We start from the raw sequence: 14,968 nt of genomic DNA on the forward strand, positions 1-14,968 counted from the left end.
GGCTTAACTCTCCTTCGGCGGCGCATTATCGCTGATGTAATTAGCCAGCTTGCAGTACTGCTCTACGGAAATGTTCTCCGCACGCATTGCCGGGTCAATCCCCAGCTCGGCTAACACCTCAACGGTAAACGAATTGCTCAGGCTGTTACGGATCGTTTTACGGCGCTGGTTAAAGGCTTCTGTGGTAATGCGGCTCAGTACGCGCAGATCTTTAACCGGATACGGTTTCGTCTTGTGCGGCACAAGGCGCACAACCGCTGAATCCACTTTTGGTGGTGGTGTGAACGCTGACGGCGGTACTTCGAGTACCGGGATCACGTTGCAGTAATACTGTGCCATCACGCTTAAACGACCATACGCTTTACTGTTCGGGCCTGCAACCAGACGGTTAACAACCTCTTTTTGCAACATGAAGTGCATGTCGGCAATGGCATCAGTATAGCTAAAGAGGTGGAACATGAGCGGCGTGGAGATGTTGTACGGCAGATTGCCGAACACGCGCAGCGGCTGGCCCATTTTTTCGGACAGTTCGCCAAAGTTCATGGTCATGGCGTCCTGCTGATAGATGGTCAGCTTCGGCCCGAGGAACGGGTGCGTTTGCAGGCGTGCGGCCAGATCGCGGTCCAGTTCGATGACGGTCAGCTCGTCGAGGCGTTCGCCTACCGGCTCGGTCAGCGCGGCAAGGCCCGGGCCGATTTCGACCATCGCCTGGCCTTTTTGCGGATTAATAGCCGAGACAATGCTTTCGATCACGAACTGATCGTTAAGGAAGTTTTGCCCGAAACGTTTACGGGCTAAGTGGCCCTGATGGACTCGATTAGTCATTGAGTATTAACAATCATTTTGATGGCGAGATTAAGCGCCGTAATAAAACTGCCGACATCCGCTTTCCCCTGGCCTGCCAGATCCAGCGCAGTACCGTGGTCAACGGACGTTCGAATAAAGGGTAAACCGAGGGTGATATTCACCCCGCGGCCAAAGCCCTGGTATTTTAGCACGGGCAGGCCCTGATCGTGGTACATCGCGAGCACGGCGTCGGCATTATCCAGGTATTTCGGCTGGAAAAGGGTATCTGCAGGCAGCGGCCCGCTGAGGTTCATCCCCTTCGCCCGCATTTCGTTGAGTACCGGAATGATGGTGTCGATCTCTTCGGTGCCCATGTGCCCGCCTTCACCGGCGTGCGGATTCAGGCCGCAGACCAGCACGTGCGGCTGCGGGATCCCAAACTTTGTCTGCAGATCGTGGTGCAAAATCCCGATGATCTCGCGCAGGAGTTCAGGGGTGATCGCATCAGGAATGGCTTTGATCGGCAGATGGGTAGTCACCAGCGCAACGCGCATTTCCTCCGTCGCCAGCATCATCACCACTTTCGGGCTGTGCGAGCGCTCTTCGAAGAACTCCGTATGCCCGGTAAAGGGTATACCCGCTTCGTTGATGACGCCTTTGTGGACGGGGCCGGTGATCAGGGCGGCAAATTCGCCCTTCAGGCAACCGTCGCAGGCGCGCGCCAGGGTTTCAACGACATAGTGGCCGTTTTCCGTGCTGAGCTGGCCCGGAATAACCGGCGTACGAAGGGGAACTGAAAGAAGGGTGAGGGTACCGGCTTGCTGAGGTGCAGGCTGTTGGCCTTCAACGTAAGGGATGAGCGTTAAAGGCAGACCGAGCAGCGTTGCCCGGTCTTGTAACAGTGTTGCATCGGCGCAGACAACCAGCTCTACCGGCCAGCTGCGCTGGGCGAGCTGGACAACGAGGTCAGGCCCAATCCCGGCGGGTTCGCCGGGCGTGATAACAACACGATGCTGTTTCATTAGTTGCTCAGAACTTTCACGTAAGCGCTGGCGCGTTGTTCCTGCATCCAGGTTGCGGCTTCTTCAGAGAACTTACGGTTAAACAGCATACGGTAGGCTCTGTCTTTCTGTGCCGCATCCGTTTTATCAACGTTACGGGTGTCCATCAGCTCGATCAGATGCCAGCCAAATGAAGAGTGGACCGGCGCGCTGATCTGGCCTTTGTTCAGCTTCATCAACGCGTCGCGGAAGGCAGGATCGTAAATATCCGCAGCCGCCCAGCCCAGATCGCCGCCCTGGTTAGCAGAGCCTGGATCCTGAGAGAACTCTTTTGCTGCCTTCGCAAATGAGGTTTTACCGCTCTTAATGTCAGCTGCGATCTGTTCCAGCTTCACACGCGCCTGATCGTCAGTCATGATCGGTGACGGTTTCAGAAGTATGTGGCGAGCGTGAACTTCGGTGACGGAGATATTTTGGCTCTGGCCGCGCAGATCGTTCACCTTCAGAATGTGGAAGCCCACGCCTGAACGGATAGGACCAACGATATCCCCTTTCTTCGCCGTGCTCAGCGCCTGGGCAAAGATAGATGGCAGCTCCTGAATACGTCCCCAGCCCATCTGGCCGCCTTTCAGCGCCTGTTGGTCAGCGGAGTAGGTGATTGCCAGCTTGCCAAAGTCGCCGCCGTTACGCGCCTGTTCAACAATCGAACGCGCCTGGCTTTCTGCTTCCGCAGCCTGATCTGACGTTGGGTTCTCTGGCAGTGGGATCAGAATGTGGCTCAGGTTCAGCTCTGTGCTCGCATCGTTCTGGTTGCCCACCTGTTTTGCCAGCGCGTCCACTTCCTGAGGCAGGATCGTGACGCGGCGACGCACTTCGTTGTTACGCACTTCCGAAATCAGCATCTCTTTACGGATCTGGTTCCGGTAAGTGGCGTAGCTGATGCCGTCATAGGCCAGACGGCTGCGCATCTGGTCTAAAGACATATTGTTCTGCTTCGCGATGTTAGCGATCGCCTGATCGAGCTGCTCGTCAGTGATCTTCACACCCATTTTCTGCCCCATCTGCAGAACGATCTGATCCATGATCAGACGCTCCAGGATCTGGTGGCGCAGCGTAGCGTCATCCGGAAGCTGTTGACCGGCTTCGCCCGAATTGAGCTTCACCGATTTCATCAGACCGTCAACGTCACTTTCAAGCACGACGCCGTTGTTAACCACAGCAGCGACTTTATCAACAACCTGGGGGGCGGCGAAGCTGGTATTCGCAACCATAGCGACACCGAGCAGCAGCGTTTTCCAGTTCTTCATACTTTTTCCATTTCAATTAACCGCAAAGCGGATTACGTTGCAAATCAAGCACATTACAAGGCGCTACTGTACGGCAGAATATTCGAGCGCAGCATTTTCTGCGTACCCAGACCGTAGTTGGAACTCAGGCCGCGTAACTCGAAGTTAAAGCCAATCACGTTATCGTATTTGCTCTGATTGTTTTCACTGTTCCAGCCGTTAAGCTTGCGTTCGTAGCCGACACGCAGCGCGTAACAGCAGGAGTTATATTGCAGACCCACCATCTGGTCAGCAGGTTTATTGGCGTTAGTGTCAAAGTAGTAAGCGCCTACGATTGACCAGCGGTCGGCAATTGGCCAGCTCGCTGCGCCACCCACCTGCGAAATACCGTCTTTATACTGCTCTGCAGTACCATAGTTTGGTAACGTCGCCTGAATATATTCCGGGCTGGCATAACGATAGGTCAACTGCAACATACGATCTTCATCCCGGCGGTACTCAATCGCCGCCGTACTGTTGGCGATATTGTCGAGACGGGTGTCATATTGCACGCCACCGCGAAGACCCCAACGATCGGTCATACGCCAGTAGGTATCACCAGCCCAAATCAGCGAACCTGTCTTGTTATCTTTCTCCCACTTAATATTGTCATCGCCGGTGCGAGACTCGGTGAAATAGTAGATTTGACCAACAGAAACGTTAAAACGTTCAACGGCAGCGTCATCATAAACGCGTGATGTGACCCCGGTCGTTAACTGGTTCGCTGAGGCGATGCGGTCAAGGCCACCGTAGGTACGGTCGCGGAACAGGCCGCTGTAATCAGATTGCAGTAAAGAGGAGTCATAGTTATTGATGTTGCTCTGATCGCGATAAGGCACGTACAGGTACTGCATACGTGGCTCCAGCGTCTGGGTATAGCCATCCGCCAGAAGTCCCATATTGCGTTCGAAGATCAGCTTACCGTCCATTTTGAACTGTGGAAGCGTACGGTTTACGCTTTCCTCAAGATGAGCGTTGTTGCTGGTGTTGTAATCATCAATATTTTTTTGCTGATAGTGTGTCGCCATCAGCTTGGCTTCCGTATTCAGGCTTGCCCAGTCATTCGACCATGGCAAGTTGATGACGGGCTCCAGGTGAACTCGGGTGGCTTCCGGCATATTGGAATTGGTGTTTACAAAATGCACCGCCTGACCATAAATACGGGTGTCGAACGGACCCACGTCATTCTGGTACCAGTTAACGTCCAGCTGCGGCTCGGCACCATAGGTACTCGCGGTCTGGCTGGAGAACACCTGGAACTGCTTGTTGGTTACCGTCGCATCGAAGTTCTGCACCGCATAGCCAACGCTGAAGATCTGCGTGGCATAACCGTCGGTACTCGAACCGTATTTTGACGAGAAATCGTTAAAGTAGTTCGGGTCACTGACCTTGGTGTAGTTAACGTTAAAACGCCAGACCTGATCCATCACCCCAGAATGCTGCCAGAAATACATCCAGCGGTGTTTATCGCCTTCGGTCGGATGCTCGTCCTGGAAGACTTTATCCGACGGCAGATAATCCAGCTCCATCAGACCCGCACCGGCGTGGGTCAGATAGCGGAACTCGTTCTCCCACATGATGTTGCCGCGCTTGTGGATATAGTGCGGCGTGATCGTCGCATCCATGTTTGGCGCGATGTTCCAGTAATACGGCAGGTAGAACTCAAAGTAGTTCGACGTGCTGTATTTGGCATTCGGGATCAGGAAACCGGAGCGGCGTTTGTCACCCACGGGTAGCTGTAGATAAGGGCTGTAGAATATGGGAACAGGGCCCAGCTTGAAGCGGGCGTTCCAGATCTCTGCGACCTGTTCTTCGCGGTCATGGATAACTTCGCTACCGACCACGCTCCAGGTATTGGAACCCGGCAGACATGACGTGAACGTGCCGTTTTCCAGGATCGTATAGCGGTTTTCACCGCGCTGTTTCATCAGGTCAGCGTCGCCGCGCCCCTGGCGACCCACCATCTGGTAATCACCTTTCCAGACGTTAGTATCTTTAGTATTCAGGTTTGACCAGGCTTTCGGACCTTTCAGGATGACCTGATTGTCGTCATAGTGCACATTACCCAGCGCATCCACCGTTCGTACCGGCTCGGCCGCACCTTCCGGCTGTTTCTGGTGCAATTGCACTTCATCTGCCTGCAGGCGGCTATTGCCCTGGTTAATATCGACATTGCCCGTAAAGGTGGCATTGTCAGGGTAAGTCCCTTTCGAACTGTCGGCAGTAATGGTTACCGGCAAGCTATTTGTATCGCCACTCACCAGTGGGCGATTATAACTTGGAACGCCAAGCATACACTGCGAGGCGAGATCGGCCGCCAGCCCCTGTTGACTGTACAGGGCGGAGCCAATCATTGTGGCCAGGAGGGTGGGGATACGTTTTTTCATACGTTGTATTTTATTGTTCCGTCATCAGTGGCTACGGCTTACAAACGCTCAGAGACTATCTTACTCATCTGCGCAGTACCAGCGTTAATCCTGCCCGTTTGCGTGCCAGAGTGTTAGGCTCGCTATCGAATGACGAGTATGATAAAGCAAATTATAGGCGATGTCCTTCAATTGACCGTGACTTGAACACAGTGATGATGACGTTGCGTCGGCCAGGAATATGACTATCCGGGGAGTATATGCAGTATTGGGGTAAAATAATCGGCGTTGCGTTCGCCATCATCATGGGTGCCGGGTTCTGGGGGATTGTGCTTGGGCTTATTATCGGCCATATGTTTGATAAGGCGCGCAGCCGCAAAATGGCCTGGTTTGCCAATCAGCGCGAGCGTCAGTCACTCTTTTTCTCCACCACCTTTGAGGTCATGGGGCACTTAACCAAATCCAAAGGGCGTGTCACAGAAGCCGATATTCAGATTGCCAGCGTCTTTATGGATCGCATGAACCTGCACGGCGACTCCCGTCTGGAAGCGCAAAATGCGTTTCGCATCGGTAAGTCGGATAATTATCCGCTTCGCGAAAAAATGCGTCAGTTCCGCAGCATCTGCTTTGGACGTTTTGATTTAATTCGGATGTTTCTGGAAATTCAAATCCAGGCGGCTTTCGCAGACGGTTCACTTCACCCTAATGAACGTGACGTGCTGTACGTCATTGCGGAGGAGCTGGGCATCTCCCGCATGCAGTTCGACCAGTTCCTGCGCATGATGCAGGGCGGGGCGCAGTTTGGCGGCGGCTATCATCAGCAGTCGTCCGGCGGTTCCTGGCAGCAGGCGCAGCGTGGTCCGACGCTGGAAGACGCCTGCAACGTGCTTGGCGTTAAGCCCTCTGACGATCAGACCACGATTAAACGTGCCTATCGTAAGCTCATGAGCGAACACCATCCGGACAAACTGGTCGCGAAAGGCTTACCGCCAGAAATGATGGAGATGGCGAAGCAAAAAGCGCAGGAAATCCAGAAGGCGTACGAGCTCATTAAAGAGAAGAAAGGTTTTAAATAAGAAAAAGCCCGACGATGTCGGGCTTTTTTTTAGAAGTCCACCGGGGCTTTAAACGTCATCGCGTTACCGAAGGCCGGATGGGTGATGGTGAGCGTCTGCGCGTGCAGCTGCAGACGTGGCGCTAAGGCCAGCGCTTCAGGTGGCGCGTAGAAGCGGTCGCCCAGAATCGGATGACCCAGGGCGAGCATATGCACGCGCAGCTGGTGCGAACGTCCGGTAATCGGCTTAAGCAGGACGCGCGCGGTATTATCCGGCGCGTACTCCAGCACTTCGTACTCGGTCTGCGCGGCCTTGCCGGTTTCGTAACACACCTTCTGCTTAGGCCGGTTCGGCCAGTCGCAGATCAGCGGTAAATCCACCAGCCCTTCCGCCTGCGCGGGGTGGCCCCAGACGCGGGCGACATACTGCTTTTTCGGCTCGCGCTCGCGGAACTGGCGCTTTAACTCGCGTTCCGCCGCTTTGTTCAGCGCCACCACAATCACGCCGCTGGTGGCCATATCCAGGCGATGGACAGACTCCGCCTGCGGATAATCGCGCTGAATGCGCGTCATCACGCTGTCTTTGTGCTCGTCCAGACGCCCCGGCACGGACAACAGGCCGCTGGGCTTGTTGACCACCATAATATGTTCATCCTGATACAGAATGACCAGCCAGGGATCCTGAGGCGGATTGTAAGGCTCCATCACCATCTTGCGCTCCGTTTACTGATGCGTCACAACGATAAGACGCAGGGCATCCAGACGCCAGCCAGCCTGATTCAGGCTTTCCAGCACCTGCTGACGGTTGCTTTCAATCGCCGCCAGCTCGTCGTCACGGATGTTCGGGTTGACGGCTTTTAACGCCTCCAGACGGGACAGCTCCGCAGACAGTTTCTCGTCTGCTTCACTGCGCGCGGCGTCAATCAGCGCTCTGGCCGCTTTTTCAATCTGGGTTTCGCCCAGTTGCAGAATAGCGTGCACATCCTGCTGTACCGCGTTGACCAGCTTGCTGCCCGTGTGGCGGTTTACCGCGCTCAGCTGTCGGTTGAAACTCTCGAATTCAACCTGTCCCGCCAGGTTCGTGCCGTTTTTGTCCAGCAGCAGGCGGACGGGCGTTGGCGGCAGGAAGCGGGTGAGCTGCAGCTGTTTCGGCGCCTGCGCTTCCACAACGTAGATCAGCTCCACCAGCAGGGTGCCCACCGGCAGCGCCTTGTTTTTCAACAGGGAGATGGTGCTGCTGCCGGTATCGCCGGAGAGGATCAGGTCCAGCCCGTTGCGGATCAGCGGGTGTTCCCAGGTGATAAACTGGGCATCTTCGCGGGACAGCGCCACGTCACGCTCGAAGGTGATGGTACAGCCATCTTCCGGCAGGCCCGGGAAATCCGGAACCAGCATGTGATCGGACGGAGTCAGGACAATCAGGTTCTCGCCGCGGTCGTCCTGGTTGATGCCGACGATATCGAACAGGTTCATGGAGAAGCCGATCAGGCTGGTGTCATCATCCTGTTCTTCAATACTCTCAGCCAGCGCCTGCGCTTTTTCACCGCCGTTGGAGTGGATCTCCAGCAGGCGGTCGCGGCCCTGCTCCAGCTGCGCTTTCAGCGCGTCGTGCTTCTCACGGCAGGACTTGATCAGCTCATCAAACCCTTCCGCGTTTTCCGGCGCGGCCAGGTAGCCGATCAGATCGCCATGCACTTGATCATAAATGGTGCGGCCCGTCGGGCAGGTATGTTCAAACGCGTCCAGACCTTCGTGGAACCAGCGTACCAGCACGGACTGCGCGGTTTTTTCCAGATACGGCACGTGGATCTGAATATCATGCGCCTGGCCGATACGATCCAGACGGCCGATACGCTGCTCCAGCAGATCCGGGTTAAACGGCAGATCGAACATCACCAGGTTGCTGGCGAACTGGAAGTTACGGCCTTCAGAGCCGATTTCCGAGCACAGCAGAACCTGTGCGCCGCTGTCCTCTTCCCCGAACCACGCCGCGGCGCGGTCGCGCTCAACGATGGACATGCCTTCGTGGAACACGGCGGCGCGAATGCCTTCACGCTCGCGCAGAACCTGCTCCAGCTGCAGCGCGGTGGCCGCTTTGGCGCAGATCACCAGCACCTTCTGGGAGCGGTGCGCGGTCAGGTAGCCCATCAGCCACTCCACGCGCGGATCGAAGTTCCACCAGGTGCCGGTATCGCCTTCAAACTCCTGGTAGATTTGTTCCGGATAAAGCATGTCGCGGGCGCGCTCTTCCTGGGTTTTGCGCGCACCCATAATGCCGGAGACTTTAATCGCCGTCTGATACTGCGTCGGCAGCGGCAGTTTAATCGTATGCAGCTCGCGTTTCGGGAAGCCTTTGACGCCGTTACGGGTGTTACGGAACAGCACGCGGCTGGTGCCGTGGCGGTCCATCAGCATGTCGATCAGCTCTTTACGCGCGGATTCCGCGTTGTCGCTGTCGCTGTTCGCAGCCTGCAAAAGCGGCTCGATATCCTGCTCGCCAATCAGGTCGCTCAGGGTGTTGAGTTCGTCATCAGAAAGACGCTTGCCCGCCAGCAGCATGGCGACGGCATCGGCGACCGGACGGTAGTTATTCTGTTCTTCCACGAACTGCTCAAAGTCGTGGAAACGGTTTGGATCGAGCAGGCGCAGACGGGCGAAGTGGCTTTCCAGACCCAGCTGCTCCGGCGTTGCGGTCAGCAGCAGGACGCCAGGCACGCGTTCGGCAAGCTGCTCGATAGCCATGTATTCGCGGCTCGGCGCGTCTTCGCTCCAGACCAGGTGGTGCGCTTCGTCAACAACCATAATGTCCCACTCGGCATCGCACAGGTGCTCAAGACGCTGCTTGCTGCGGCGCACGAAGTCCAGGGAACAAATCACCAGCTGTTCGGTTTCAAACGGGTTGTCGGCGTCGTGCTGCGCTTCGGCATAGCGTTCGTCATCGAACAGGGAAAAACGCAGGTTAAAGCGGCGCAGCATCTCAACCAGCCACTGGTGCTGCAGGGTTTCTGGCACCACGATCAGCACGCGTTCGGCAGCGCCGGAAAGCAGCTGTTGATGCAGGATCATGCCCGCTTCGATGGTTTTACCCAGACCCACTTCATCTGCCAGCAGCACGCGCGGCGCGTGGCGACGGCCCACGTCGTGGGCGATGTTCAGCTGGTGGGGGATCAGGCTGGTGCGCTGGCCGCGCAGGCCGCTCCACGGCATGCGGTACTGTTCACTCTGGAACTTACGCGCGCGATAGCGCAGGGAGAAGCGATCCATACGGTCGATTTGCCCGGCAAACAGGCGGTCCTGCGGCTTGCTGAACACCAGTTTGCTGTCGAGCAGCACTTCACGCAGGATGACATTGGCTTCATCCGTATCAAGACGAGTACCAATGTAGGCGAGCAGTCCATTCTCTTCTTTTACGTCTTCAATCTTGAGCTGCCAGCCGTCATGGCTGGTCACGGTGTCACCCGGATTGAACATCACGCGGGTAACAGGGGAGTCATTGCGAGCGTACAGACGGTTTTCACCGGTGGCAGGGAAGAGGAGGGTAACCATACGCGTATCGATTGCTACGACGGTTCCTAGTCCAAGTTCGCTTTCTGTATCGCTGATCCAGCGTTGACCAAGTGTAAAAGGCATAGTTGTTCGGCTCTAATCTTTAATTGCAGGCAATAGTTCGACTACCGTCAAAAAAGACGGTCAACGAAAAATGGGTCCAGGAATGGAAAGGGCGCTATGGTACTGGATGGCAGCCATTTCGTCACGCGTCAAAATAGGCCAAGTTGCCCTGTAACCAGTGTAGCAAAATCATCGTCGATGAAGGGCAAAATTCCGTCGGCAACCGGCTGAAGCTGGCGCGTCAGATAGTGTTCGTAATCCAGCGGAGAGTGCTGATAATCCACGGGTTCCGGGCCGCTAATGGTCCAGACGTATTTGATGGTTCCCCGGTTTTGATACTGCGGCGCACGGCCACGGCGTACGTTTTCTTCATCCGCCAGGCGCGCGGCGCGAACGTGCGGAGGAACGTTGCGCTGGTACTCCGCGAGCGGGCGGCGCAGGCGCTTGCGGTATACCAGCTGCGCGTCAAGTTCGCCCGCCATCAGGCTGGCTATCGTCTCGCGCACGTAGTCCTGATAAGGCTCATTGCGAAACACCCGCAGATAGAGCGTCTGCTGGAACTGCTGCGCCAGCGGCGTCCAGTCGGTACGTACCGTCTCCAGCCCTTTAAAAACCATCCGCTGCGCGTCGCCTTCCTGAATCAGCCCGGCGTAGCGCTTCTTGCTGCCCTGATCGGTGCCGCGAATGGTGGGCATTAAAAAGCGGGCGAAATGGGTTTCAAATTCCAGCTCCAGCGCGCTGGTTAACCGCTCTTTCTGCAAATGTTCCTGCCACCAGTCGTTCACGAAGGCGACCAGCGTTTTGCCGATTTGCGCGGTGTCGTCTTCTGAATGCGCGCCCTTAAGCCACACAAAGGTGGAGTCCGTGTCGCCGTAGATGACGTCATAGCCCCGGGACTCAATCAGCGCTTTGGTCTGGCGCATGATCTCGTGCCCGCGCATGGTGATTGAGGAGGCCAGACGCGGATCAAAGAAGCGGCAGGCGCTGGTGCCCAGCACGCCGTAAAAGGCATTCATAATGATTTTCAGCGCCTGTGATAGCGGCTTGTTGCCGTGGCGCTTGGCCTCATCGCGGCCGTGCCAGATGTTTCCCACGATTTCAGGCAGGCAGTGTTTTTCCCGCGAGAAGCGTGCGCCGAGGAAACCTTCGGTGCTGTGCTCATCGTCCGGCTGGGCCATGCCCTCAATCAGCCCGACGGGATCAATCAGGAAGGTACGGATAATCGACGGGTAGAGGCTTTTGTAGTCCAGCACCAGCACCGAGTCATACAAACCTGGCCGGGAGTCCATCACGTACCCGCCGGGGCTTGCCTGCGGCGGTACGTCCCCGAGGTTGGGGGCGACGTATCCCGCCCGGTGCATGCGCGGAAAATAGAGGTGGCTAAAGGCCGCCACGGAGCCGCCGTGCCTGTCTGCCGCCAGGCCGTTTACCGTCGCGCGCTCCAGCAGGAACGGCATAATCTCGGTTTTGTGGAAAATCTGCGTGACCAGCTCGCAGTCTTTCAGGTTATAGGTGGCAAGCGCCGGTTTATCTTCATTAAAGCGCCGGTCGATCTCGTCCATTCTGTCCCAGGGGTTGTCGATGGATTTGCCTTCGCCAAGCAGCTCCTGTGCGACCGCTTCGAGGGAGAATGAAGAGAAATTCCAGAAGGCGGACTTAAGCGCCTCAATGCCGTCGATAATCAGGCGACCGTTGGCCTGCGCGAAAAAAATACCGTTCTTAAAACCGTGTTCGCGCCATTCCAGCTCGCTGTTTCCGCGCCCCAGCATCAGCGGGATGCGGTAGCGCTCGGCGTGCTTTTGCAGCACGCGCAGGTCGAACTGCACCACGTTCCAGCCGATCAGAACATCGGGATCGTTGTCGGCAAACCACTGGTTAAGCTTCTCCAGCAGCTGCGGGCGGCTGTTGACGTACTCAAGCCGGAAATCCAGCGCGGACGCATCGCCATTCGGCGGCCCGAGCATATAAACAACCCGATCGCCGCAGCCTTCCAGACCGATGCAGTACAGTTCGCCGTGACGGGTGGTTTCGATATCCAGTGAGACCCACTTCAGCGGCGGGCGGTAGTGCGGATTCGGCTTCAGGCGCGCGTTAACGAGGCTGCCGCTCTGCGCGGTGCCGTCGGCCCAGACGGGGGCGGTGATGAACCGCTCCATCAGAAAGCGTTCCGGTGGGCGGATATCCGCCTCGTAGAGCGTCACGCCCGCCTCGCGGAGCAGCTTTTCATAGCGCATCAGCTGGCGATGTGCGCGACAGTAGAGGCCGTAAACCGGCTGACGGTGGAAATCCTTCAGCTCAAGCGGGGTGATGCGCCAGCCGTTTTCGCCGCGCAGCAGCTGCTTCACCTTTTCGACGTGGGCTTCAGGAATAAAGGCCACGGATTCCTGCGGGGGCAGCGTAACGTGTAGCGGACCGCTGTCGGTTGCCAGCCAGAACGCGACCTCGGTGCCCTGAGGGGTATCCCGCCAGTGTCGGGTCAGTAAAAAGCCTTCTTGCGCCTGCGCCACGCCGTTATCCCAGAAAACAAAACCAGGCCTGATTATAGCCTGGTTAAGATTTTAATGCTGGGTTTATATACAGTTTACTGCCCGTAATAGGCCTTCGCGCCGTGCTTGCGCAGGTAATGCTTATCCAGCAGGGTTTGCTGCATATCCGGCAGCTGCGGCGCCAGCTGGCGACAGAAGATCCCCATATAGGCGACCTCTTCGAGCACGATGGCGTTATGCACCGCGTCTTCCGCGTTTTTACCCCAGGCAAACGGGCCGTGGGAGTGCACCAGCACGCCGGGCATCTGCGCGGCGTCGATCCCCTGTTTCTCAAAGGTTTCGACAATCACGTTGCCCGTTTCCCACTCGTACTCACCGTTAATCTCCGCATCGGTCATCAGACGCGTGCAGGGAATGGTGCCGTAAAAGTAGTCCGCGTGCGTGGTGCCGGTCGCCGGGATGGACTGGCCCGCCTGCGCCCAGATGGTGGCGTGGCGCGAATGGGTATGCACGATGCCGCCGATGGTCGGGAATGACCGATACAGCAGGCGGTGAGTCGGCGTATCGGAGGACGGTTTTTTCTTACCTTCGACCACTTCGCCGGTCTCAAGGCTGACAACGACCATATCGTCTGCGGTCATCACCGTGTAATCCACGCCGGAAGGCTTAATCACGAACACGCCTTTTTCGCGGTCAACGGCGCTGACGTTGCCCCATGTCAGGGTGACCAGATTATGTTTCGGCAGCGCCAGGTTGGCTTCGAGCACCTGACGTTTGAGATCGTCTAACATCGTTATCTCCCTGCCCGGTGAGCGTAGCGTCACCGGGCATTCCGTACTTAGCGTTTTGAACCGTAATAGACTTCGTTCCAGCGCAGCGCGTCTTTGAAGGCGGGCAGGCGGGTATCGTTATCAATCACGGTCAGCTCGATGTCGTGCAGCTCGGCGAACTGACGCATGTCGTTCAGATCCAGCGCGTGGCTGAACACCGTGTGGTGCGCGCCGCCGGCCAGGATCCAGGCCTCTGAGGCGGTTGGCAGGTCAGGCTGTGCTTTCCACAGGGCGTTGGCCACCGGCAGTTTCGGCAGAGAGTGCGGCGTTTCAACCGCATCGACGCAGTTCACCAGCAGGCGGAAGCGATCGCCCAGGTCGATCAGGCTGGCGTTGATGGCCGGGCCCGTACGGGTGTTGAAGATCAGACGCGCCGGATCGGCTTTGCCGCCGATGCCGAGGTACTGCACGTCGAGGATCGGTTTCTCTTCCACGGCGATCGTCGGGCACACTTCCAGCATGTGCGAGCCGAGTACCAGGTCATTGCCGTTTTCGAAGTGATAGGTGTAGTCCTCCATAAAGGAGGTGCCGCCCTGCAGACCGGTCGACATCACCTTCATGATGCGAAGCAGAGCGGCAGTTTTCCAGTCGCCTTCGCCCGCAAAGCCGTAGCCCTGCTGCATCAGACGTTGTACCGCCAGGCCCGGCAGCTGTTTCAGGCCGTGGAGGTCTTCAAAGGTAGTGGTAAAGGCGTGGAAGCCGCCCTGTTCCAGGAAGCGCTTCATGCCCAGCTCGATGCGCGCCGCGTCCAGCACGTTCTGGCGCTTGTCGCCGTTGATTTGTGCCGCAGGCGTCAGGCGGTAGCTGCTTTCGTACTCGTCCACCAGCGCGCTCACGTCGCCGTCGCTGATTTCATTCACTACCTGCACCAGGTCGCCCACGGCCCAGGTATTCACGGAGAAGCCGAACTTGATCTGCGCGGCCACTTTGTCGCCGTCGGTGACCGCCACTTCACGCATGTTGTCGCCGAAACGCACCACTTTCAGATGGCGGGTATCCTGTTTGGATACTGCCTGGCGCATCCAGGAGCCGATACGCTGTTGCGCTTTGCCATCCTGCCAGTGGCCGGTGACCACCGCGTGCTGCTGGCGCATACGCGCGCCGATGAAGCCGAACTCGCGGCCGCCGTGCGCGGTCTGGTTCAGGTTCATAAAGTCCATGTCGATGCTGTCCCACGGCAGGGAGGCGTTGAACTGGGTATGGAACTGCAGCAGCGGTTTGTTGAGGATAGACAGGCCGTTGATCCACATTTTGGCGGGTGAGAAGGTGTGCAGCCACACCACCAGACCGGCGCATTTATCGTCGTAGTTGGCGTCGCGGCAGATGTGGGTAATTTCGTCAGGCGTCGTGCCCAGCGGTTTCAGCACCAGTTTGCACGGCAGTTTAGCTTCCGCGTTCAGCGCGTTAACGACGTGCTCCGCGTGTTTCGTCACCTGCTGCAGCGCTTCCGGTCCGTACAGATGCTGGCTGCCAATCACAAACCACACTTCATAGTTATTAAAAATGGTCAT

The 14,968-nt window shown here is 57.1% G+C and carries 10 protein-coding genes; 1 reads left to right on the plus strand and 9 read right to left on the minus strand.

Features of this window, described 5'->3' with window-relative positions:
* Positions 1–3 precede the first annotated feature (3 nt).
* From rsmA to lptD, 4 genes are read right to left on the minus strand one after another with little or no spacing between them, the layout of a single operon-like run.
* Positions 4–825: a 16S rRNA (adenine(1518)-N(6)/adenine(1519)-N(6))-dimethyltransferase RsmA gene (rsmA, locus tag NI40_RS03330; protein WP_023310362.1), complete on the minus strand. Its 822-nt coding sequence runs from the start codon at positions 823–825 to the stop codon at positions 4–6.
* A complete protein-coding gene (gene pdxA / locus NI40_RS03335) occupies positions 822–1,808 on the minus strand; it encodes a 4-hydroxythreonine-4-phosphate dehydrogenase PdxA (protein WP_029740873.1) in 987 nt (328 codons plus the stop codon). Before pdxA ends, rsmA begins: the two co-directional genes overlap by 4 nt.
* Entirely contained in the window at positions 1,808–3,094 is a 1,287-nt protein-coding gene (surA, locus tag NI40_RS03340) for a peptidylprolyl isomerase SurA (RefSeq protein WP_033144608.1), read from the minus strand. The genes pdxA and surA overlap by 1 nt, the downstream gene beginning before the upstream one ends.
* A 53-nt stretch (positions 3,095–3,147) precedes the next feature.
* Positions 3,148–5,499 (minus strand): LPS assembly protein LptD, encoded by a 2,352-nt coding sequence (lptD, locus tag NI40_RS03345; protein WP_039260847.1) that lies wholly within the window; start codon positions 5,497–5,499, stop codon positions 3,148–3,150.
* A gap of 239 nt (positions 5,500–5,738) precedes the next feature.
* On the opposite strand from lptD, the gene djlA reads away from it, so the two are divergent.
* On the plus strand, positions 5,739–6,554 hold the full coding sequence (djlA, locus tag NI40_RS03350) for a co-chaperone DjlA (protein WP_039260845.1): 816 nt from the start codon (positions 5,739–5,741) through the stop codon (positions 6,552–6,554).
* Between the two features lie 29 nt (positions 6,555–6,583).
* Here djlA and rluA read toward each other — a convergent pair whose 3' ends face one another.
* The 5 genes from rluA to araA form a co-directional block, all read right to left on the minus strand.
* On the minus strand, positions 6,584–7,243 hold the full coding sequence (gene rluA, locus NI40_RS03355) for a bifunctional tRNA pseudouridine(32) synthase/23S rRNA pseudouridine(746) synthase RluA (protein WP_008502014.1): 660 nt from the start codon (positions 7,241–7,243) through the stop codon (positions 6,584–6,586).
* Between the two features lie 12 nt (positions 7,244–7,255).
* Complete coding sequence (rapA, locus tag NI40_RS03360) at positions 7,256–10,162, minus strand: RNA polymerase-associated protein RapA (protein WP_039260843.1); 2,907 nt, start codon at positions 10,160–10,162, stop codon at positions 7,256–7,258.
* A gap of 128 nt (positions 10,163–10,290) precedes the next feature.
* Complete coding sequence (gene polB, locus NI40_RS03365; RefSeq protein WP_039260841.1) at positions 10,291–12,648, minus strand: DNA polymerase II; 2,358 nt, start codon at positions 12,646–12,648, stop codon at positions 10,291–10,293.
* Between the two features lie 74 nt (positions 12,649–12,722).
* Positions 12,723–13,418 carry an L-ribulose-5-phosphate 4-epimerase gene (araD, locus tag NI40_RS03370; RefSeq protein ID WP_039260840.1) on the minus strand — a complete coding sequence of 232 codons (696 nt, stop codon included), beginning with the start codon at positions 13,416–13,418 and terminating at the stop codon, positions 12,723–12,725.
* A 47-nt stretch (positions 13,419–13,465) separates the two neighbouring features.
* Complete coding sequence (gene araA, locus NI40_RS03375; RefSeq protein ID WP_023310371.1) at positions 13,466–14,968, minus strand: L-arabinose isomerase; 1,503 nt, start codon at positions 14,966–14,968, stop codon at positions 13,466–13,468.

Origin of the sequence: Enterobacter sp. E20 (genome assembly GCF_000801755.2) — a bacterium.
GTDB classification, from domain to species: domain Bacteria; phylum Pseudomonadota; class Gammaproteobacteria; order Enterobacterales; family Enterobacteriaceae; genus Enterobacter; species Enterobacter asburiae_B.

Excerpts from the sequence above, each read along its gene's own strand:
- rsmA (WP_023310362.1), bottom strand. The coding sequence starts at position 825 with ATGACTAATCGAGTCCATCAGGGCCACTTAGCCCGTAAACGTTTCGGG.
- pdxA (WP_029740873.1), bottom strand. The coding sequence starts at position 1,808 with ATGAAACAGCATCGTGTTGTTATCACGCCCGGCGAACCCGCCGGGATT.
- surA (WP_033144608.1), bottom strand. The coding sequence starts at position 3,094 with ATGAAGAACTGGAAAACGCTGCTGCTCGGTGTCGCTATGGTTGCGAAT.
- lptD (WP_039260847.1), bottom strand. The coding sequence starts at position 5,499 with ATGAAAAAACGTATCCCCACCCTCCTGGCCACAATGATTGGCTCCGCC.
- djlA (WP_039260845.1), top strand. The coding sequence starts at position 5,739 with ATGCAGTATTGGGGTAAAATAATCGGCGTTGCGTTCGCCATCATCATG.
- rluA (WP_008502014.1), bottom strand. The coding sequence starts at position 7,243 with ATGGTGATGGAGCCTTACAATCCGCCTCAGGATCCCTGGCTGGTCATT.
- rapA (WP_039260843.1), bottom strand. The coding sequence starts at position 10,162 with ATGCCTTTTACACTTGGTCAACGCTGGATCAGCGATACAGAAAGCGAA.
- araD (WP_039260840.1), bottom strand. The coding sequence starts at position 13,418 with ATGTTAGACGATCTCAAACGTCAGGTGCTCGAAGCCAACCTGGCGCTG.
- araA (WP_023310371.1), bottom strand. The coding sequence starts at position 14,968 with ATGACCATTTTTAATAACTATGAAGTGTGGTTTGTGATTGGCAGCCAG.